Consider the following 2,149-nt stretch of genomic DNA (forward strand, 5'->3'; position numbering starts at 1 on the left):
GGGCCAGGCTCTCAAGCGTGCGCTTCTGTTCGCCGGCCGTCTTGAAACGGCTGATGCAAGAAACTGTGAATGGATACTCGGCCAGCCGCTGGCTGAAGGTCCGGTAGTGCTGTTCGGCGAGCACGGTGGTGGGCACGAGGACGGCGACCTGCTTGCCGTCCTGGATCGCCTTGAAGGCGGCCCGCACGGCGATCTCGGTCTTGCCGTAGCCGACGTCGCCGCAGATGAGGCGGTCCATCGGCACCGACCGCTCCATGTCGGCCTTGACCTCGTCGATGCTGCTCAGCTGGTCGGGCGTCTCCACGTAGGCGAAGGCGTCCTCGAGCTCGCGCTGCCACGGGGTGTCCGGGGCGAAGGCGTGGCCGGTGGTGGCCATCCGGGCGCTGTAGAGCTGGATCAGCTCGCCCGCGATCTGCTTGACGTAGCGGCGGGCCTTGGTCTTGGTCTTGTGCCAGTCGGAGCCGCCCATCTTGTTGAGGGTGGGCTGCTCGCCGCCGACGTAGCGGGTGACCTGGTCGAGCTGGTCGGTCGGCACGTAGAGGCGGTCGCCCGGCTGGCCGCGCTTGGAGGCGGCGTACTCGAGGACGAGGTACTCGCGGGTGGCGCCGCCGACGGTGCGCTGCACCATCTCCACGAACCTGCCGACACCGTGCTGCTCGTGGACGACGAAGTCACCCGGCTTGAGCTGGAGGGGGTCGACCTGGTTGCGGCGCCGCGACGGCATACGGCGCATGTCCTTGGTCGACCCGCCCTGGCCCGCGGTGCCGGTGAGGTCGGTCTCCGTGACCACGGCGAGCAGGCTCGCCGGCGCGAGGAAGCCGCTGCCGAGCGAGCCGGTCGTCAGGTGCACCAGGCCCGGCGCCAGGTCGGCGAGGTCGGCGTCGAGGCGGCTCGGGACCTCCTCACCGGAGAGCACCTCATGGACGCGCTTGGCGAGGCCGTGGCCCTCCGTGACGACGACGACCCGCCACCCCTCGGCCACCCAGCGGCGCAGGTCCGAGACCGCGTCGGGCGTGCTGCCGCGGTAGCGAGGCGCCTCCGCGAGGCCCGTGTCGAGCACGGTGGTGGCCTCGTCGGCGAGCTCGGCGTCGGCGGTGAAGGGATTGAGGTCCCACCACGGCAACCCGGCCTCGCGGGCGTGCGCACGCAGGTCGGCCAGGCTCCAGAACGACGCGGTGCCCAGCACCCCCTGCAGGTCGATCGGCACGGCGTTGCCGGCGGCGGCGTTCGCCCAGCCGGCGTCGAGGAACTCCTGGCTGGTCGCGGCGAGGTCGTGCGCGCGGGTGCGGACCCGCTCCGGGTCGCACACCACCACCGTCGTGCCCTCGCGGAGGGTGTCGAGCACGCTCTCCATGCCGTCGACGAGCGCCGGCGCGAGCGACTCCATGCCTTCGACCGCGATGCCCTCGGCGAGCTTGCCCAGCAGGTCGGCCGCACCGGGGAGCTGGTCGACCAGGATGCGTGCCCTCTCGCGCACGGCGTCGGTCAGCAGCAGCTCCCGGCACGGCGGGGCCCACAGGCCGTGCTCGGCGACCTCGAGGCTGCGCTGGTCGGCGACCTTGAACCAGCGGATCTCCTCGACCGTGTCGCCCCAGAACTCGACGCGGACGGGGTGGTCCTCGGTGGGTGGGAAGACGTCGAGGATGCCGCCGCGCACGGCGAACTCGCCGCGCCGCTCCACGAGGTCCGTGCGGCTGTATGCCGCGGCGGCCAGGTCCGCGACGACCTGCTCGAGGGGTGCCTCCTCGCCGGCCCGCAGGGACACCGGGCGCAGCTCGCCCAGGCCCTTCACGACGGGCTGGAGGATGGCGCGCACCGGCGCGACGACGACGTCGAGGGGGCCGTAGGCGGGGTCGTCGGGGTCCGGGTGGCGCAGCCGGCGCAGCACGGCGAGGCGCTTGCCGACGGTGTCGCTGCGCGGGCTGAGCCGCTCGTGGGGCAACGTCTCCCAGGCCGGGAAGTCGGCGACGGTGTCAGGGGCGAGGAAGCAGCGCAGGGCGGCGCTGAGGTCCTCGGCCTCGCGGGTGGTGGCCGTCACCGCGAGGAGCGGCCGGGTGCGGCCCTGCGCGCCGGAGCCGCGGACCAGCGCCGCCAGCAGTGCCGGGCGCGCGCCGGGCGCGACCGCGACGTCGACGGTCGGCTCCTCGCG

Annotated in this window: 1 protein-coding gene; it reads right to left on the reverse strand. The window is 73.5% G+C overall.

The window, feature by feature from the left end; translation table 11 throughout:
- Positions 1–2,149, reverse strand: a 2,149-nt coding sequence (locus VIB11_RS06320; RefSeq protein WP_332029452.1) for a CarD family transcriptional regulator, incomplete at both ends; no start/stop codon positions are given.

The sequence above is a fragment of the Pedococcus sp. genome, assembly GCF_036554925.1.
In the GTDB taxonomy this organism is placed as follows: Bacteria; Actinomycetota; Actinomycetes; order Actinomycetales; family Dermatophilaceae; genus Pedococcus_A.